Below are 16,642 nucleotides of genomic sequence, written 5' to 3' on the forward strand. Positions count from 1 at the left end.
GCATGCGTCGCCCTATGGTAGCTGGTAACTGGAAGATGCACGGTACCCGCGCCAGCGTCGCTGAGCTGATCAACGGCCTTCGTCATCTGGCCTTGCCAAGCGGTGTTGATGTCGCGGTGTTCCCGCCTAGCTTGTATATCAATCAAGTGATTGATGGCTTGCAAGGGAAGTCGATTTCGGTCGGCGCGCAGAACTCTGCGATTGAGTCCGGGCAGGGTGCGTTGACAGGTGAGATTTCACCGAGTCAATTGGTGGATGCAGGTTGTTCCCTGGTGCTTGTAGGGCACTCCGAGCGTCGCCAGATAATGGGCGAGCTTGACGGGACGCTGAATCGAAAATTCGCAGCTGCACAGGCATGTGGCTTGATTCCGGTGTTGTGTGTAGGGGAAACCCTCGAGCAGCGCGAAGCCGGAAAAACTCTTGAGGTTGTCGGGCGTCAGCTGGGCAGTATCATCGAGGAGCTGGGTGTCGGTGCTTTTGCACGAGCAGTAATCGCTTACGAGCCGGTCTGGGCCATTGGCACCGGGCTGACTGCTTCGCCGCAACAAGCGCAGGATGTGCACGCAGCCATTCGCGCCCAGTTGGCGGCAGAGAATTCTGAAGTCGCACAAGGTGTGCGGCTTCTATACGGCGGCAGCGTGAAGGCGGCCAATGCGGTCGAACTGTTCGGCATGCCGGATATCGATGGGGGGCTCATTGGTGGAGCTTCCCTGAATGCAGATGAGTTCGGTGCGATTTGTCGCGCCGCGGGAAACTGAAAAAATGCTGGAAACAGTCGTAGTCGTTTTTCATCTGCTGGGTGCGTTGGGCGTAGTTGCTCTGGTATTGCTGCAGCAGGGTAAGGGTGCGGACGCTGGCGCATCTTTCGGAGCAGGTGCTTCAAATACTGTGTTCGGAAGCCAAGGTTCCTCTACCTTTCTTAGTAAGTTTACTGCTATACTTGCCGCCGGTTTCTTCATAACCAGCTTGGGGTTAGGTTACTTTGCTAAAGAGAAGGCTCACCAGCTGACTCAAGTAGGTTTGCCAAACCCGGCAGTGTTGGAAGTTCCAAAGCAACAACCGGCTTCTGATGATGTCCCGGTGCTTCAAGAGCAAAAGTCGGCTACTCCAGCGACTGACGTGCCTCCAGCTCAAGAGCAGAAGTAAGAAGAGTTTCAAACGTAGTATTGCCGAGGTGGTGGAATTGGTAGACACGCAACCTTGAGGTGGTTGTGCCCATAGGGTGTAGGGGTTCGAGTCCCCTTCTCGGTACCAATTATCAGGAGAGCCCGCTGTTGCGGGCTTTCTTGTAGGTGGAAGGTTACATTGACCCTGTCAGGGATCGGTCGTATACTTCCGCCCCAGCTTTGTCGCGGGGTGGAGCAGTCTGGTAGCTCGTCGGGCTCATAACCCGAAGGTCGTCGGTTCAAATCCGGCCCCCGCAACCAGTTTAAGGAGCCCCTTTTCAGGGGCTTTTTGTTAGCTGGACACTTTCAACGCCGCTATTCGGCGGCGTTTCAAGGATGGGCGTTTCGCCCATTTTTTTATTTTGCATAGCATGCACATACATGCACGAGGGGGTTCAGGTGTCGAGCAAGCTAGAAGAGTTGCAGGCCTTGCTGGCCCCGGTGGTCGTGGCCCTAGGCTATGAATGCTGGGGTATTGAGTTTTCGGCTCAAGGTCGCCACTCAATGTTGCGCGTTTATATCGATAAAGAAGGCGGCGTGCTGGTGGACGATTGTGCCATCGTCAGTCGCCAGATCAGCGGTGTGCTGGATGTTGAAGATCCAATCTCCGTTGAATACACCCTTGAAGTTTCCTCGCCTGGCATGGAACGCCCACTGTTCACTCTTGAGCAGTTTGCAAAATTTGCCGGTGAACAAGTGAAGATCAAGCTGCGCTCGCCTTTTGAAGGTCGACGCAACTTTCAGGGCCTTCTGCGCGGTGTAGAAGAGCAGGACGTCGTGGTGCAGGTTGAAGACCATGAGTTCCTGTTGCCGATCGATATGATCGACAAGGCCAACATTATTCCCAGTTTTGACTGAGACGCGGATCCCGCGGATCCAATGGCTTGCGAAAGGCGAGGCGTACGATGAGCAAAGAAGTACTGCTGGTTGTTGAGTCGGTATCCAATGAAAAGGGCGTACCGGCAAACGTAATTTTTGAAGCGCTGGAGCTGGCTCTGGCCACTGCTACCAAAAAGCGTTTCGAGGACGAAGTCGATCTGCGTGTGGAAATCAATCGCCACACCGGTGCTTACGAGACATTCCGTCGCTGGACGGTCGTTGAAGAAGCAGACCTGGACGATCCGGCTATCGAAACCTGGCCAAGCAAGGTTGCGCAAACGCATCCTGGCGCGAAGGTCGGTGACGTTGTCGAAGAAAAAATCGAATCCATCGAGTTCGGCCGCATTGCTGCACAGACTGCCAAGCAAGTCATCGTGCAGAAAGTTCGCGAAGCCGAGCGTGCTCAAGTCGTTGATGCTTATCGCGAGCGTCTGGGGGAAATCATCTCCGGCACCGTGAAGAAAGTCACCCGCGACAACGTGATCGTCGACCTGGGCAATAACGCAGAAGCGTTGCTGGCCCGTGAAGACATCATCTCTCGCGAAACCTTCCGGGTTGGCGTGCGTCTGCGTGCGCTGCTCAAGGAAATCCGCACCGAGAACCGGGGCCCGCAGCTGATTCTGTCGCGTACTGCGCCGGAAATGCTGATCGAGTTGTTCCGCATCGAAGTGCCGGAAATCGCTGAAGGCTTGATCGAAGTAATGGCTGCATCCCGTGACCCGGGTTCGCGCGCCAAGATCGCGGTCCGCTCCAAGGACAAACGCATCGACCCGCAAGGCGCTTGCATCGGTATGCGCGGTTCGCGCGTCCAGGCAGTGTCCGGCGAGTTAGGCGGTGAGCGTGTGGACATCGTCCTGTGGGACGATAACCCGGCTCAATTCGTGATCAATGCAATGTCGCCGGCTGAAGTGGCGGCAATTATCGTTGACGAAGATGCCCACGCAATGGACATCGCCGTTGGCGCAGACAATCTGGCTCAGGCCATCGGTCGCGGTGGTCAGAACGTGCGTCTGGCTAGCCAGTTGACTGGCTGGACCCTGAACGTGATGACCGAATCGGACATCCAGGCTAAGCAACAAGCAGAAACCGGCGACATCCTGCGCAACTTCATCGACGAGCTGGAAGTCGACGAAGACCTGGCACAGGTGCTGGTAGATGAAGGTTTCACCAGCCTGGAAGAGATTGCCTACGTACCGTTGGAAGAAATGCTCAACATCGACGGCTTTGACGAAGAAACCGTCAACGAGCTTCGCGCTCGCGCCAAGGATCGTTTGTTGACCAAAGCCATCGCTACTGAGGAAAAGCTGGCAGACGCCCATCCGGCCGAAGACCTGCTCTCGCTTGAGGGTATGGACAAGGATTTGGCGATGGAACTGGCGGTGCGCGGCGTAATTACCCGCGAAGACCTGGCCGAGCAGTCTATTGACGACCTGCTCGACATCGACGGCATTGACGATGATCGTGCCGGCAAGTTGATCATGGCCGCCCGAGCCCACTGGTTCGAGTAATTAGGCGCGGCCTGAGGAGAGAAGTGCATGACGCAAGTCACGGTGAAACAACTGGCCGATGAGGTCAAAACACCGGTAGAGCGCCTGTTGCAGCAGATGCGTGAGGCAGGTCTGCCGCACACCGCCGCCGAAGAACATGTGACTGACAGTGAGAAGCAATCTTTGCTGACTCACTTGAAAAGCAGCCACAAGGCGAAAGTGGAAGAACCACGCAAGATCACGCTGCAGCGTAAAACCACCAGCACCCTGCGTGTTGCTGGCAGCAAAAGCATCAGCGTTGAAGTACGCAAGAAGAAAGTCTTCGTGCAACGCAGCCCGGAAGAAATCGAAGCCGAGCGCAAACGCGAACTGGAAGAACGTCGCGCAGTAGAAAATGCTGCACGTCAGAAGGCTGAAGAAGAAGCCAAGCGTCGCGCCGAAGAAGAAGCGCGTCGCCAGCCTGCTGCTGCGCAAACCGCTCCTGTCGAAGCTGTCGCAGCGCCTGTTGCAGTTGCCGAACCTGTGCGTGAAAGCGCCCCGGTCGTGGCCGCTGCGCCTGCAGCCGACACTCGCAAGCGCGACGAGCAGCGTCGTCCGGACAAACCACGTGCCGACGATAGTAATCGTCGGGGCAGTGGCGATGGCGAGCGCAAAAACGCTCCGCATCGTGCTTCGGTCAAGGAAAAAGCGCCTGCTCCACGCGTTGCCCCACGTACTACCGACGAAGAAAGCGATGGCTTCCGTCGTGGTGGTCGCGGCAAGGCCAAGCTGAAGAAACGCAACGCCCACGGTTTCCAGAGCCCAACCGGCCCTGTTGTGCGCGAAGTGAAGATCGGCGAGACCATCACTGTTGGCGATCTCGCCCAGCAGATGTCGGTCAAGGCTGCTGAAATCATCAAGTTCATGTTCAAACTGGGTACCCCAGCGACCATCAACCAGGTACTGGATCAGGAAACTGCCCAACTGGTTGCCGAAGAGCTGGGCCACAAAGTGACCCTGGTCAGCGACACCGCCCTGGAAGATTCCCTGGCCGAGTCCCTGAAGTTTGAAGGCGAGACGTTCTCCCGTGCACCAGTTGTGACCGTAATGGGTCACGTTGACCACGGTAAGACCTCGCTGCTCGACTACATCCGTCGCGCCAAGGTAGCTGCTGGCGAAGCCGGTGGTATCACCCAGCACATCGGTGCGTACCACGTTGAAACCGAACGCGGCATGGTCACCTTCCTCGACACCCCTGGTCACGCCGCGTTTACCGCCATGCGTGCCCGTGGTGCCAAGGCGACCGACATCGTGATCCTGGTAGTTGCAGCGGACGACGGCGTAATGCCGCAGACCGTTGAAGCTGTTCAGCACGCTCAGGCGGCTGGCGTACCTCTGGTTGTTGCAGTGAACAAAATCGACAAGCCGGGCGCCGATCTCGATCGCATCCGTAGCGAATTGTCGGTTCACGGCGTGACTTCGGAAGAGTGGGGCGGCGACACCCCGTTCGTATCGGTTTCGGCGAAAGTCGGTACCGGCGTGGACGAGTTGCTCGAAGCTGTTCTGCTGCAAGCTGAAGTTCTCGAACTGAAAGCAACCCCATCGGCCCCTGGTCGTGGTGTTGTGGTTGAATCGCGTCTCGACAAAGGTCGTGGTCCGGTTGCAACCGTTCTGGTTCAAGACGGTACCTTGCGCCAGGGCGACATGGTGCTGGTCGGTTCGAACTATGGCCGCGTTCGCGCCATGCTCGACGAGAACGGCAAGCCAATCAAGGAAGCCGGTCCTTCCATCCCTGTCGAGATCCTCGGCCTGGACGGTACTCCGGACGCTGGCGACGAGATGAGCGTAGTTGCTGACGAGAAGAAAGCCCGTGAAGTGGCTCTGTTCCGTCAAGGCAAGTTCCGCGAAGTCAAACTGGCCCGTGCTCACGCCGGCAAGCTTGAAAATATCTTCGAGAACATGGGTCAGGAAGAGAAGAAGACGCTCAACATCGTCCTCAAATCCGACGTCCGTGGTTCGCTGGAAGCGTTGAACGGTGCCTTGAATGGCCTGGGTAACGACGAAGTGCAAGTGCGTGTGGTCGGTGGCGGTGTCGGTGGTATCACCGAATCCGACGCCAACCTGGCACTGGCCTCCAACGCTGTACTGTTCGGCTTCAACGTGCGTGCCGATGCCGGCGCTCGCAAGATCGTCGAGCAGGAAGGTCTGGATATGCGTTACTACAACGTGATCTACGACATCATCGAAGACGTCAAGAAAGCCCTTACCGGTATGCTGGGCAGCGATGTTCGCGAGAACATCCTGGGTACCGCTGAAGTGCGTGACGTGTTCCGTTCGCCGAAGTTTGGCGCGATCGCCGGTTGCATGGTTATCGAAGGTGTTGTCCACCGTAACCGTCCAATCCGTGTACTGCGTGAAGACATCGTTATCTTCGAAGGCGAGCTGGAATCCCTGCGCCGCTTCAAGGATGACGCTTCCGAAGTACGTGCCGGCATGGAATGCGGTATCGGCGTGAAGAGCTACAACGACGTCAAGGTCGGTGACAAGATCGAAGTATTCGAGAAGGTTCAGGTTGCTCGCAGCCTCTAACTCGCGCACTTCAAGAGCCGTGATGGCCAGCCGCATGCAATTGCGCGGCGCATCAGTCGGACTCTAAACGCAACGCCCGGTCTGGCTTTTGTCAGGCCGGGCGTTTGCCGCTTTCAGACCCTTCGGGTTTCACCGTGGGGCAGTAACAGGTAACAAGACATGGCAAAAGAATATAGCCGTACCCAACGTATCGGCGATCAGATGCAGCGTGAGCTGGCACAGCTGATCCGTCGTGAAGTCAAAGACCCGCGCGTCGGGCTGGTCACCATTACCGCTGTTGAAGTCAGCCGTGACGTCGGTCACGCCAAGATCTTCATCACCGTGATGGGGCAGGACAGCCGCGACGACATCGCGCAAAGCATCAAGGTGCTCAACTCCGCCGCCGGTTTCCTGCGCATGCAGTTGGCTCGCGAGATGAAATTGCGCAGCGTTCCACAGTTGCACTTCCATTACGACGAAAGTGTCGTGCGTGGTGCGCACCTGTCGGCCCTGATCGAACGCGCGGTGGCTGAAGACAGTCAGCACCCGGTAGCGGCTGAACCCGAAGACGCCAAGGAGTAATCGGTGGCTCAGGTCAAACGTATCCGTCGTAACGTCAGCGGTATCATCCTGCTCGACAAGCCGTTGGGGTTCACTTCCAACGCGGCGTTGCAGAAGGTCCGCTGGTTGCTCAATGCCGAGAAGGCCGGGCACACCGGCAGTCTCGATCCGCTGGCCACCGGCGTGTTGCCGTTGTGCTTCGGCGAGGCCACCAAGTTCTCGCAATACCTGCTCGATTCCGACAAAGGTTATGAAACCCTGGCGCAACTGGGCAAGACCACCACCACGGCGGATGCCGAAGGTGAGGTTTTGCTGGAACGTCCGGTGACCGTTGGTCGTGCCGATATCGAAGCTGTGTTGCCGAAATTTCGTGGGCAAATCAGTCAGATACCGCCGATGTACTCGGCACTCAAGCGCGATGGGCAGCCGCTGTACAAGCTGGCCCGTGCAGGTGAAGTAGTGGAGCGCGAACCGCGTTCTGTTACTATTGCGCGCTTGGAATTACTGGCCTTTGAGGGTGATACTGCGCGGCTTGCGGTGGATTGCAGCAAAGGCACCTATATCCGTACCCTGGTGGAGGATATCGGTGAGCAACTCGGTTGTGGCGCTTACGTGGCTGAATTGCGACGTACCCAGGCCGGGCCTTTCACGCTTGCGCAGACCGTCACGCTGGAAGAGCTTGAAGCGGTACATGCCGAAGGCGGCAACGAAGCGGTCGACCGCTTCCTGATGCCATCGGACAGCGGCCTGCTGGATTGGCCGCTGTTGCAGTTCTCGGAAGCGAGCGCGTTCTACTGGCTTAACGGCCAGCCGGTACGTGCCCCGGATGCACCGAAATTTGGCATGGTACGGGTACAGGATCACAATGGTCGCTTCATCGGTATCGGTGAAGTGAGCGAAGACGGGCGTATCGCGCCACGTCGACTGATTCGGTCAGAATGACCGAACGAGGGTGGCTGTTAACAGGCACGGTCACTACTCATTTTTAGATACAGGGATTTGTCCCTGGCCTGTTGAAACTGTTTTTCTGAAACAGTTTCCTGATAAAAGGATTGCCTCATGGCTCTCGACGTTCAAGAAAAAGCTCAAATCGTAGCTGACTACCAGCAAGCTGTTGGTGACACTGGTTCGCCAGAAGTGCAAGTTGCACTGCTGACCGCCAACATCAACAAACTGCAAGGTCACTTCAAGGCCAACGGTAAAGATCACCACTCCCGTCGTGGTCTGATCCGCATGGTTAACCAGCGTCGTAAGCTGCTGGACTACCTGAAAGGCAAGGACGTGAGCCGTTACAGCGCTCTGATCGCTCGCCTGGGTCTGCGTCGCTAATAAGCGATTGCGCTAGAGGTTGGTTGTTTGCTGTGTGCCAGCGGGTTTCCCGCAGGCACATGGCAGGCTCCCAGCCTCAAGTTTTATCTGGACAATAGTTTTACCCTGGACAATGACAGTCGGGCCGATTCCCGGCGTTGCCCAAGAATTTCGCAAGAAACCAGTTCCCCCAAGAGCCACAAAGAAGGTAGGACACCGTGAACCCGGTAATCAAAAAATTCCAGTTCGGTCAGTCGACCGTTACCCTCGAGACTGGCCGTATCGCCCGTCAGGCCTCCGGCGCAGTATTGGTCACCGTTGACGACGACGTCAGCGTATTGGTGACCGTAGTCGGTGCCAAACAAGCCGATCCAGGCAAGGGCTTCTTCCCTCTGTCTGTTCACTACCAGGAAAAGACTTACGCCGCCGGCAAGATCCCTGGCGGTTTCTTCAAGCGTGAAGGCCGTCCTTCCGAGAAAGAAACCCTGACTTCCCGACTGATCGACCGTCCGATCCGTCCACTGTTCCCTGAAGGTTTCATGAACGAAGTGCAGGTTGTCTGCACCGTCGTTTCCACCAGCAAGAAGACCGATCCGGACATCGCTGCGATGATCGGTACCTCGGCTGCGCTGGCTATCTCCGGCATTCCTTTCGATGGCCCGATCGGCGCTGCCCGCGTTGCGTTCCACGAAAGCACCGGCTACCTGCTGAACCCGACTTACGAGCAACTGAAAGCTTCGAGCCTGGACATGGTCGTTGCCGGTACTTCGGAAGCCGTGTTGATGGTTGAATCGGAAGCCAAAGAGCTGACCGAAGACCAGATGCTGGGCGCGGTACTGTTTGCTCACGACGAGTTCCAGGTGGTGATCAACGCCGTTAAAGAGCTGGCCGCTGAAGCTGCCAAGCCAACCTGGACCTGGGCTCCTCAGCCAGAAGCCACTGCTCTGCTGGGTGCTATCCGTGCCGAGTTCGGCGAAGCGATCTCCCAGGCTTACACCATCACCATCAAGGCTGACCGTTACGCTCGCCTGGGCGAACTGAAAGACCAGGTGGTTGCCAAGCTGTCCGGTGAAGAAGGCCAGCCTTCCGCTGCTGAAGTCAAAGCTGCTTTCGGCGAAATCGAATACCGCACCGTTCGCGAAAACATCGTTAACGGCAAGCCACGTATCGACGGCCGCGACACCCGCACCGTACGTCCGCTGAACATCGAAGTGGGTGTTCTGCCGAAGACCCACGGTTCGGCACTGTTCACCCGTGGCGAAACCCAGGCTCTGGTCGTCGCGACACTGGGCACCGCCCGTGACGCACAGCTGCTGGACACCCTGGAAGGCGAGAAAAAAGACCCGTTCATGCTGCACTACAACTTCCCTCCGTTCTCGGTAGGCGAGTGTGGTCGCATGGGTGGCGCTGGTCGTCGCGAAATCGGTCACGGCCGTCTGGCCCGTCGTTCGGTTCAGGCCATGCTGCCTGCTGCCGACGTGTTCCCGTACACCATCCGTGTCGTATCGGAAATCACTGAGTCCAACGGTTCGAGCTCCATGGCTTCGGTCTGCGGCGCTTCCCTGGCGCTGATGGACGCCGGTGTACCGATGAAGGCACCGGTTGCCGGTATCGCCATGGGTCTGGTTAAAGAAGGCGAGAAATTCGCCGTCCTGACTGACATCCTGGGTGACGAAGACCACCTGGGCGACATGGACTTCAAAGTAGCCGGTACCGCCAAGGGTGTTACCGCGCTGCAGATGGACATCAAGATCAAGGGCATCACCGAAGAAATCATGGAGATCGCTCTGGGCCAAGCCCTGGAAGCGCGCCTGAACATCCTCGGTCAGATGAACCAGATCATTGGCCAGTCGCGTACCGAACTGTCGGAAAACGCTCCGACCATGATCGCGATGAAAATCGACACCGACAAAATCCGTGATGTCATCGGTAAAGGCGGCGCGACCATTCGTGCGATCTGTGAAGAGACCAAGGCTTCGATCGACATCGAAGACGACGGCTCGATCAAGATCTTCGGCGAAACCAAGGAAGCGGCTGAAGCTGCACGTCAGCGCGTTCTGGGCATCACCGCTGAAGCTGAAATCGGCAAGATCTACGTAGGTAAGGTTGAGCGCATCGTCGACTTCGGCGCATTCGTTAACATCCTGCCAGGCAAGGACGGTCTGGTTCACATCTCGATGCTGAGCGATGCTCGTGTAGAGAAAGTGACCGACATCCTGAAAGAAGGCCAGGAAGTGGAAGTTCTGGTACTGGACGTGGACAACCGCGGCCGTATCAAGCTGTCCATCAAAGACGTAGCAGCGGCCAAGGCTTCGGGCGTTTAATTACCCCCGCGCCAACCGCTTCAACGTTATAAAAAATGCCCCGCCGTGAAAACGGCGGGGCATTTTTTTGTGCAGGAAAGATCTTTCCATTTTGCGGTGTGCGAAGTTGCCGGACATCGAGACCAGTGCTAGGTTTAGCCCACAGCCCGTGTAGCTCAGCCGGTAGAGCAGCGCACTCGTAACGCGAAGGTCGCAGGTTCGATTCCTGTCTCGGGCACCATTTCCCCCCCCCCCGCTTACTTCACCTTTCTGCTCAGCTCCTCGACGGTGCGCTTGAGCTGATCCGTCGCGCGATCCTGGTCGTTGATCTTCTGTTTCAGGCTGGAGATCTCGCTGTTGTTCGAGCTGGAGCTGGAACCGCTGTTGCGCTTGAGCTCTTCCACTTGTTTGGTGAGAGTGTTCAGGTCGCGTTCCTGTTCATTGACCGTGCGCTTGAGATCATCAATCTCCTTGCTGCTGGAGCTGGTGCTGGAACCACTGTTGCGTTTGAGCTCTTCAATCTGACGGGCCTGTTCGCTGATGGTGCGCTTCTGGCTTTCCAGTTCGCTGGCATTGGCCTTCACGGTTTTTTGCAGGTTTTCCAGATCATCGATGCTGACACTGGTTCTGACGAGCGTGTCCTTGCCGTATGAATTGTGCAGGGCGGAGATTTTGTCGGAGTACAGCGAAGGGTCAGAGGCGACTTCGACAGCCGCTTGAGCTGCGCTGGCCAATGCCAGGCTGCCGAGCAGCAGGGTAGCAGCGGCAAGACGGGTAGACGAAAGCTTCGAAAAACTGCGCATCACTGGGGTTCCTTGTGAAGTGCCTATATGGCACATCGCTATGACTTGGGATTTGAATTTATGTTCCCCGAGGTCTCCAGCATCTATTGCACACAGCTTTTTGCGGGATAGATGTAAAGAGCCGTGTAAATCGTGGGCAAAACGTCCTATATTCGTTGCCTGCATGAGCATCGCCCAGCAGTTTTCAGATGATCCCGAATGGTTCTGAAGGCCAGACAAACCGGGTTTCAAACGGTTTTTTTGCGTCAGAGAGATCCTTGATGATCCAGATCCATCTTCCATTCCCCAGATCAGCGAGAACGCCATGACCGTTAAAGAATTGACCCAAGAAGCCAGACACGAAGAAGCCCTGAAAAAGTACGTACTGGATGCACCCCAGTTACTGGAAGAGATCAAGGACTTGCCTGCCGACGATCAGAAGGACCAGATCCAGTGGGCGTTCGAGGATGAGGCAGAAGCCCAGGGTTTGCAGCCTTGGGAACTGACGCTCAAGTACACATCAAGCCCCGAAGAGTTCGAGGCCGCGCGCCTGGCACTGCACAAGGAGGCGGCCGAGGTGTTGGGCGTCGAGTGGGAAGAGTACTGCGAGATGAACAATCTGGTGGTCTGAAAAAAACGCCAGCCTTCATGAGGCTGGCGTTTTTCATTATCAGGGGTGTGATCAGAGACTCAGTCGCATCGACAGGTCTACGGCCTTCACATCCTTGGTCATCGCACCAATCGAAATGTAATCCACCCCGGTTTGCGCAATCGGCAGCAACGTACTTTCGTTGATGCCGCCACTGGCCTCCAGTTTTGCCTTGCCGGCGTTCAGGCGCACGGCTTCGCGCATGTCATCCAGGCTCAGTTCATCGAGCATGATGATGTCGGCTCCCGCTGCCAGGGCTTCTTTGAGCTCCGTCAGGTTCTCCACTTCGATCTCCACTGGTTTGCCCGGAGCGATCTTGTGCGCGGCAGCAATAGCCTCAGGGATGCCACCGCAGGCGGCGATATGGTTTTCCTTGATCAGGAAGGCGTCATACAGGCCGATGCGGTGGTTGTAGCAACCGCCGCAGGTCACGGCGTATTTCTGGGCCAGACGCAGCCCCGGCAGGGTTTTGCGGGTATCGAGCAACTTCACTTGGGTTTGGGCGACGAAATCCGCCAGGTACTGCGCGCGAGTGGCCACGCCCGAGAGCAGTTGCAGGAAGTTCAGTGCGCTGCGTTCGCCGGTGAGCAGCGAGCGTGCCGGGCCTTCGAGGTGGAACAGCGCCTGATTGGGTTTCACCCGTTCGCCATCGCTCACCTGCCAGTGCACGGCGACCCGCGGATCCAGCTGCCGAAACACGGCATCGACCCATGCAGTGCCGCTGATGACGGCAGCGTCGCGGGTGATGATGGTGGCTTTGGCCAGACGTTCGGCCGGGATCAGTTGCGCGGTGATGTCGCCGCTGCCGATGTCCTCGAGTAACGCACGGCGCACGTTGGCTTCGATTTCGGCGGTCAAATCGGCGAGACGTAGATTCGGCATAACGGGCTCCACAAACAAAGTGGCCCGATTATAGGGCCATGGCGCGAGGCAACCCAAGGCATCAACAACCATCCCGTCGTTCGCAAACCTGCATTTGGTCGATTCGCGTGAGCAATTGACTCTAAGCAAGGGTCTTTCATAAACGTCTGTTTCTTTGGGAGCGCAGAGTCTGCTGGCACAAGAGAGGTCTTTTGCAGATAATTCTGCCTTGCATTTGACGTCATAGCTTTGACGTACCTTTGGATTCCCGATTATTGAATGACAGCGGGTGTGCGATGTACTCCGCTGAACGCCGGCCGTGTGGCCGGCGTGCTCGATCTTTCTTACCGAACCGAAGAATCACCGTTTCAGGAGGCTTGGATGCACAACGACGGGAATGTAGTGCCTTTGCACAAGGCGACTACCGATCAGGCGACTCATTCGCTGCTCGCCCGCCTGCCCGTGATTCTGCTTCAGGTTCGCGACAAAGCTGCCCAACAGCTCAAGCAGGGTTTGCAGGAGCTGTTCGATAACGCCGACGACACCTTGTTCGAAATGGCCGACCGGGCCCGGACTGATGTCGAGCAAAACATCTTCTTCGAAGCCATGCGCGATTTGCGCCTCAAGCGCAAAAATATCGAGCGCGGTTTTCTCGAGCAGTTCGTCGAGGCTTTCCTCAGGCTCACGCAGTGCGACACCTCACAGGCTGCCTTGCCCCGGGCATTGGCTTTCGATACCTCGGTGTCGCTATCCCATGACGACATGGAGCGTAATGTGGCGGTGGAGGTTATGGTCGGCAAAGTGCTGAACCGCGATGGCTTCGCCCTCGACCAGCTCACCGCCCGACTGAGCACCTTGCTGGGCAAGAAACTGGTCGAACAGCACAACCCCTTGGGGCCGACGCTGCTCTGTGAGTATTTCCTGCAGGCGGGGCGCAACCTGGGGATGGAGATCAAGGTCAAGCTGATCATCCTCAAGCTGTTCGAGCGCTACGTGCTCAGCAACGCCGATCAGCTTTACGCCGAGGCCAATCAACTGCTGATCGCCACCGGTGTGCTGCCGGACCTCAAGCCCGCCCCGGCGCGACGTGCCACCGATCGAGCGGCTGCCAGTGCTCACGCCGACCCTGTCGAGGCAGGGAGTCGCAGCGGCAATCCACAGGTTGACGAGGGCGTTCAGGAAGTCTTCGCCGCCTTGCAGGAGTTGCTGCTCCATGTGCGCGGCAGCGTTGCGCCGACCCTGGAGGTCAGTGCCCGGACCCAGCCCATTTCTACCCGCGATCTGCTGCGACTGCTCTCGCACTTGCAGCAATATGTGCCGGCGCTGGCGGTTCAGGACGACTTCGACCTGCGCAACCAGCTCGAACTGCTGCTGACCCGGGTCAGCGTCAAAAGCGGCAGGTTGCGGGTGGTCGGAGTGGCCGATGAAGACGTGATCAACCTGATCGCCATGCTCTTCGAATGCATTCTCGATGACCGCAACCTGCCGGACTCCCTCAAGGCGCTGATTGGCCGCTTGCAGATTCCGATGCTGAAAGTCGCGGTGCTCGACAAGAGTTTTTTCAGCCGCAGCAGCCATCCCGCCCGGCGCTTGCTCAACGAAATCGCCGCGGCGGCCATGGGCTGGGGCGAGTGCGATGACCATCAGCGCGACAGTCTGTACCTGCGCATTGAGCAGGTGGTGCAACGCTTGTTGAACGACTTTGTCGATGATTCGGCGATCTTTTCCGAACTGCTGGCGGATTTCCTCGCCTTCACCAATGACGAGCGTCGTCGCAGTGAATTGCTGGAGCAGCGCACCCGAGACGCCGAAGAAGGCCGTGCCAGGACCGAACTGGCCCGTCAGCGCGTCGAGCAGGCGTTGAATCAGGTGTTGGTGGGCAAGGTTTTGCCGCACAGCGTGGTGGTGTTTGTTCAGGAGGCCTGGAGCAAAGTGCTGTTGCTGACCGGCCTCAAGCACGGTGATCAGTCCGCCGAATGGCACGCCGATGTGCAGACCATGGAGCAGTTGATCTGGAGCGTGCAACGCCATGACGAACCCGATGCGAGCCTGCGCTTGTTGGCGCTGGTGCCAGGGTTGCTCAAGTCGTTGCGCGATGGGCTGAACAGCTCGGCATTCGACCCGTTCGCTACCAGCGAGTTTTTCAGCGAGCTGGAAGGCCTGCACGTTCAACTGTTTGAACGTCCGAGCCAGAACAGCACGCCTGTCGAGGGGCCGATGATGGTCGAGGTGCAGGAGGAAATCGTGCTTCGCACTGCTGACGAAGGCCCGGTCGAAACGGCCTCGGTGCGTTTGCCGGAGGATGATGCCGCGCTACTGCAAGTCGATCAACTGCGCCCGGGGGGCTGGGTCGAGTTTCAGGAAGACGAGGAAAACACCCTGCGTTGTAAATTGACGGCAATCATTGAATCCACCGGCAAGTACATCTTTGTCGACCGTACCGGAATGAAAGTGCTGGAGCACAACCGTACCGGCCTGGCCCTGGAGTTTCGGCGTGGCGCGGTGCGCACGCTGGACGACACCTTGCTGTTCGATCGGGCGCTGGAATCGGTGCTGGGCAACCTGCGGCGTCTCAATCGCGGCAAGTGATCGCGCGCCGAGGGCCTATCGCGGCATACTGGGCGCCAACACAGTCGTCGTTGAAGGAGCCTGTATGCAGTTGGACCCCGCGAGTGGTTGGTGTCAGGGTGTGCGTTTATGCCCTTCGCCCAACTTCAATGCGCGCCCCGAGGGCGAGATTTCCCTGCTGGTGATCCACAACATCAGTCTGCCGCCCGCGCAGTTTCTGACCGGCAAGGTGCAGGAGTTTTTCCAGAATCGTCTGGATGTCACGGAACATCCCTACTTTGCAGGGATCGCCGACCTGCGGGTGTCTGCGCACTTTCTGATTGAACGTGACGGCACCGTCACTCAGTTTGTCTCTTGTCTTGAGCGCGCCTGGCACGCCGGCGTTTCGTGTTTCGAGGGGCGGGAAACCTGTAACGATTTTTCCGTGGGCATCGAGCTTGAAGGCACGGATGATCTACCGTTTACCGATGCGCAATATCAGACGTTGACGACTCTGACCCGACAGCTACAAAGCGCCTTCACGGGTATCACCGCACAACGTATCTGCGGGCATAGCGACATTGCACCCGGGCGCAAGACTGATCCGGGACCGGCGTTTGACTGGGCACGCTATCGTGCGGCCCTGGCAAAAGCCGCTCAGGAAGAAGAGGAGCAACAATGAGTTTTCTGGTGCTGCTGTTAGCGGTATGGATCGAGAAATTCTCGGCCCTGCGCCATAGGGTTCAACGAGATACGGGTTGGGTACGCGAGCTGAACAAGCTTGAAGTGAGCCCACGCATGAGCAACCGTCCGTGGCTGATACTGGTGGTGCTGGTGTTGTTGCCGGTGGCGCTGCTGGGGTTGCTGTTGGTGGTGCTGGACCCGGTGGCCTATGGCTTGCTGGCGTTGCCCGTGCACCTGTTGGTGGTGATTTACAGTCTGGGGCGTGGCGATCTGCTGGCCGGCCTGGGGCCGTTTCGCGATGCCTGGCGCCGGGAAGACCTGCAGGCTGCCGCCCATGTGGCCAAACGCGACCTGGATATCTGCGCCGACAGTGGCGAGCAACTGCTGGAACGGGTGCAGGGGCATTTGTTGTGGGAGGCCTATCAGAGCTTTTTCGCGGTGATCTTCTGGTACTTCCTGCTGGGCCCGGTTGCGGCCTTGAGCTATCGACTGCTGGCGCTGGCCGAAGAGCATGGGCAGAACCCGGCCGTGGTCGAGCGCGCGACACAACTGCGCCACGCGTTCGATTGGGTGCCGGTGCGGTTGCTGGCGGCGAGCTTCGCGCTGGTCGGCAACTTTGTCGCGGTCAGCCGGGTGATGCTGCATGAGCTGCTGAACTGGAACATCAGCGCTGCCCAGTTGATCGAGAAGGTCGGGCTGGTGGCCGGTGAAATTCCGGCGCCGGTGGTCGGCCCGGACGGCATCAATAGCCTGGACCGGATCTGGGAACTGCTGCTGCGCGCGGCGGTGCTTTGGTATGCCGGGTTTGCGTTGTGGACTGTTTTGTCCTGACTCCAATCTACGGCGAACGCTTTTGTGGCGAGGGGGC

15 protein-coding genes and 3 tRNA genes are annotated in these 16,642 nt (G+C 57.9%); 16 read left to right on the forward strand and 2 right to left on the reverse strand.

The window, feature by feature from the left end; translation table 11 throughout:
* Positions 1-2: 2 nt before the first annotated feature.
* From tpiA to AC30D7_RS06710, 12 genes are all read left to right on the forward strand, one after another.
* Positions 3-758 carry a triose-phosphate isomerase gene (tpiA, locus tag AC30D7_RS06655; protein WP_490133508.1) on the forward strand — a complete coding sequence of 252 codons (756 nt, stop codon included), beginning with the start codon at positions 3-5 and terminating at the stop codon, positions 756-758.
* A gap of 4 nt (positions 759-762) precedes the next feature.
* Positions 763-1,146, forward strand: coding sequence for a preprotein translocase subunit SecG (secG, locus tag AC30D7_RS06660; RefSeq protein ID WP_017336473.1), 384 nt, complete (start codon positions 763-765; stop codon positions 1,144-1,146).
* A gap of 22 nt (positions 1,147-1,168) precedes the next feature.
* Positions 1,169-1,254: transfer RNA gene (locus AC30D7_RS06665), tRNA-Leu, on the forward strand.
* A gap of 96 nt (positions 1,255-1,350) precedes the next feature.
* Positions 1,351-1,427, forward strand: a tRNA-Met gene (locus tag AC30D7_RS06670).
* Positions 1,428-1,565: 138 nt separating this feature from the next.
* On the forward strand, positions 1,566-2,024 hold the full coding sequence (gene rimP, locus AC30D7_RS06675) for a ribosome maturation factor RimP (RefSeq protein WP_007973115.1): 459 nt from the start codon (positions 1,566-1,568) through the stop codon (positions 2,022-2,024).
* Positions 2,025-2,071: 47 nt separating this feature from the next.
* Positions 2,072-3,553, forward strand: a complete 1,482-nt coding sequence (gene nusA, locus AC30D7_RS06680; protein ID WP_007933547.1) for a transcription termination factor NusA — start codon at positions 2,072-2,074, stop codon at positions 3,551-3,553.
* Positions 3,554-3,580: 27 nt separating this feature from the next.
* A complete protein-coding gene (infB, locus tag AC30D7_RS06685) occupies positions 3,581-6,100 on the forward strand; it encodes a translation initiation factor IF-2 (protein WP_019582451.1) in 2,520 nt (839 codons plus the stop codon).
* A gap of 159 nt (positions 6,101-6,259) precedes the next feature.
* Complete coding sequence (gene rbfA, locus AC30D7_RS06690) at positions 6,260-6,661, forward strand: 30S ribosome-binding factor RbfA (RefSeq protein WP_028939914.1); 402 nt, start codon at positions 6,260-6,262, stop codon at positions 6,659-6,661.
* Between the two features lie 3 nt (positions 6,662-6,664).
* Positions 6,665-7,582 carry a tRNA pseudouridine(55) synthase TruB gene (gene truB / locus AC30D7_RS06695; protein WP_007933551.1) on the forward strand — a complete coding sequence of 306 codons (918 nt, stop codon included), beginning with the start codon at positions 6,665-6,667 and terminating at the stop codon, positions 7,580-7,582.
* Positions 7,583-7,699: 117 nt separating this feature from the next.
* Positions 7,700-7,969 (forward strand): 30S ribosomal protein S15, encoded by a 270-nt coding sequence (gene rpsO, locus AC30D7_RS06700; RefSeq protein WP_011332409.1) that lies wholly within the window; start codon positions 7,700-7,702, stop codon positions 7,967-7,969.
* Positions 7,970-8,166: 197 nt separating this feature from the next.
* Entirely contained in the window at positions 8,167-10,272 is a 2,106-nt protein-coding gene (pnp, locus tag AC30D7_RS06705; RefSeq protein ID WP_003177877.1) for a polyribonucleotide nucleotidyltransferase, read from the forward strand.
* A 144-nt stretch (positions 10,273-10,416) separates the two neighbouring features.
* Positions 10,417-10,492: transfer RNA gene (locus AC30D7_RS06710), tRNA-Thr, on the forward strand.
* 16 nt (positions 10,493-10,508) lie between these two features.
* Here the strand turns inward: AC30D7_RS06710 and AC30D7_RS06715 are convergent.
* Entirely contained in the window at positions 10,509-11,054 is a 546-nt protein-coding gene (locus AC30D7_RS06715) for a hypothetical protein (protein WP_490133509.1), read from the reverse strand.
* 304 nt (positions 11,055-11,358) lie between these two features.
* Between AC30D7_RS06715 and AC30D7_RS06720 the strand changes: the two genes are divergently transcribed.
* A complete protein-coding gene (locus AC30D7_RS06720) occupies positions 11,359-11,664 on the forward strand; it encodes a DUF6388 family protein (protein ID WP_019582449.1) in 306 nt (101 codons plus the stop codon).
* A gap of 51 nt (positions 11,665-11,715) precedes the next feature.
* Here the strand turns inward: AC30D7_RS06720 and nadC are convergent, their stop codons facing one another.
* Positions 11,716-12,564: a carboxylating nicotinate-nucleotide diphosphorylase gene (nadC, locus tag AC30D7_RS06725; protein ID WP_019582448.1), complete on the reverse strand. Its 849-nt coding sequence runs from the start codon at positions 12,562-12,564 to the stop codon at positions 11,716-11,718.
* Between the two features lie 360 nt (positions 12,565-12,924).
* Between nadC and AC30D7_RS06730 the strand changes: the two genes are divergently transcribed.
* The 3 genes from AC30D7_RS06730 to ampE all read left to right on the forward strand — a co-directional run bounded on the left by AC30D7_RS06730 (position 12,925) and on the right by ampE (position 16,605).
* Entirely contained in the window at positions 12,925-15,132 is a 2,208-nt protein-coding gene (locus tag AC30D7_RS06730) for a DUF1631 domain-containing protein (RefSeq protein ID WP_490133510.1), read from the forward strand.
* A gap of 64 nt (positions 15,133-15,196) precedes the next feature.
* Entirely contained in the window at positions 15,197-15,772 is a 576-nt protein-coding gene (gene ampD / locus AC30D7_RS06735; protein ID WP_019582446.1) for a 1,6-anhydro-N-acetylmuramyl-L-alanine amidase AmpD, read from the forward strand.
* A complete protein-coding gene (gene ampE / locus AC30D7_RS06740; protein WP_490133511.1) occupies positions 15,769-16,605 on the forward strand; it encodes a regulatory signaling modulator protein AmpE in 837 nt (278 codons plus the stop codon). Before ampD ends, ampE begins: the two co-directional genes overlap by 4 nt.
* The last annotated feature ends 37 nt before the right edge of the window (positions 16,606-16,642 follow it).

It is taken from the genome of Pseudomonas sp. DF5 (assembly GCF_058148225.1).

Bases quoted from the DNA above. Each gene is read 5' to 3' on its own strand.
- ampD (WP_019582446.1), top strand. From the start codon at position 15,197: ATGCAGTTGGACCCCGCGAGTGGTTGGTGTCAGGGTGTGCGTTTATGC.
- AC30D7_RS06720 (WP_019582449.1), top strand. From the start codon at position 11,359: ATGACCGTTAAAGAATTGACCCAAGAAGCCAGACACGAAGAAGCCCTG.
- secG (WP_017336473.1), top strand. From the start codon at position 763: ATGCTGGAAACAGTCGTAGTCGTTTTTCATCTGCTGGGTGCGTTGGGC.
- rbfA (WP_028939914.1), top strand. From the start codon at position 6,260: ATGGCAAAAGAATATAGCCGTACCCAACGTATCGGCGATCAGATGCAG.
- ampE (WP_490133511.1), top strand. From the start codon at position 15,769: ATGAGTTTTCTGGTGCTGCTGTTAGCGGTATGGATCGAGAAATTCTCG.
- AC30D7_RS06730 (WP_490133510.1), top strand. From the start codon at position 12,925: ATGCACAACGACGGGAATGTAGTGCCTTTGCACAAGGCGACTACCGAT.
- tpiA (WP_490133508.1), top strand. From the start codon at position 3: ATGCGTCGCCCTATGGTAGCTGGTAACTGGAAGATGCACGGTACCCGC.
- AC30D7_RS06715 (WP_490133509.1), bottom strand. From the start codon at position 11,054: ATGCGCAGTTTTTCGAAGCTTTCGTCTACCCGTCTTGCCGCTGCTACC.
- infB (WP_019582451.1), top strand. From the start codon at position 3,581: ATGACGCAAGTCACGGTGAAACAACTGGCCGATGAGGTCAAAACACCG.
- nadC (WP_019582448.1), bottom strand. From the start codon at position 12,564: ATGCCGAATCTACGTCTCGCCGATTTGACCGCCGAAATCGAAGCCAAC.
- rpsO (WP_011332409.1), top strand. From the start codon at position 7,700: ATGGCTCTCGACGTTCAAGAAAAAGCTCAAATCGTAGCTGACTACCAG.
- nusA (WP_007933547.1), top strand. From the start codon at position 2,072: ATGAGCAAAGAAGTACTGCTGGTTGTTGAGTCGGTATCCAATGAAAAG.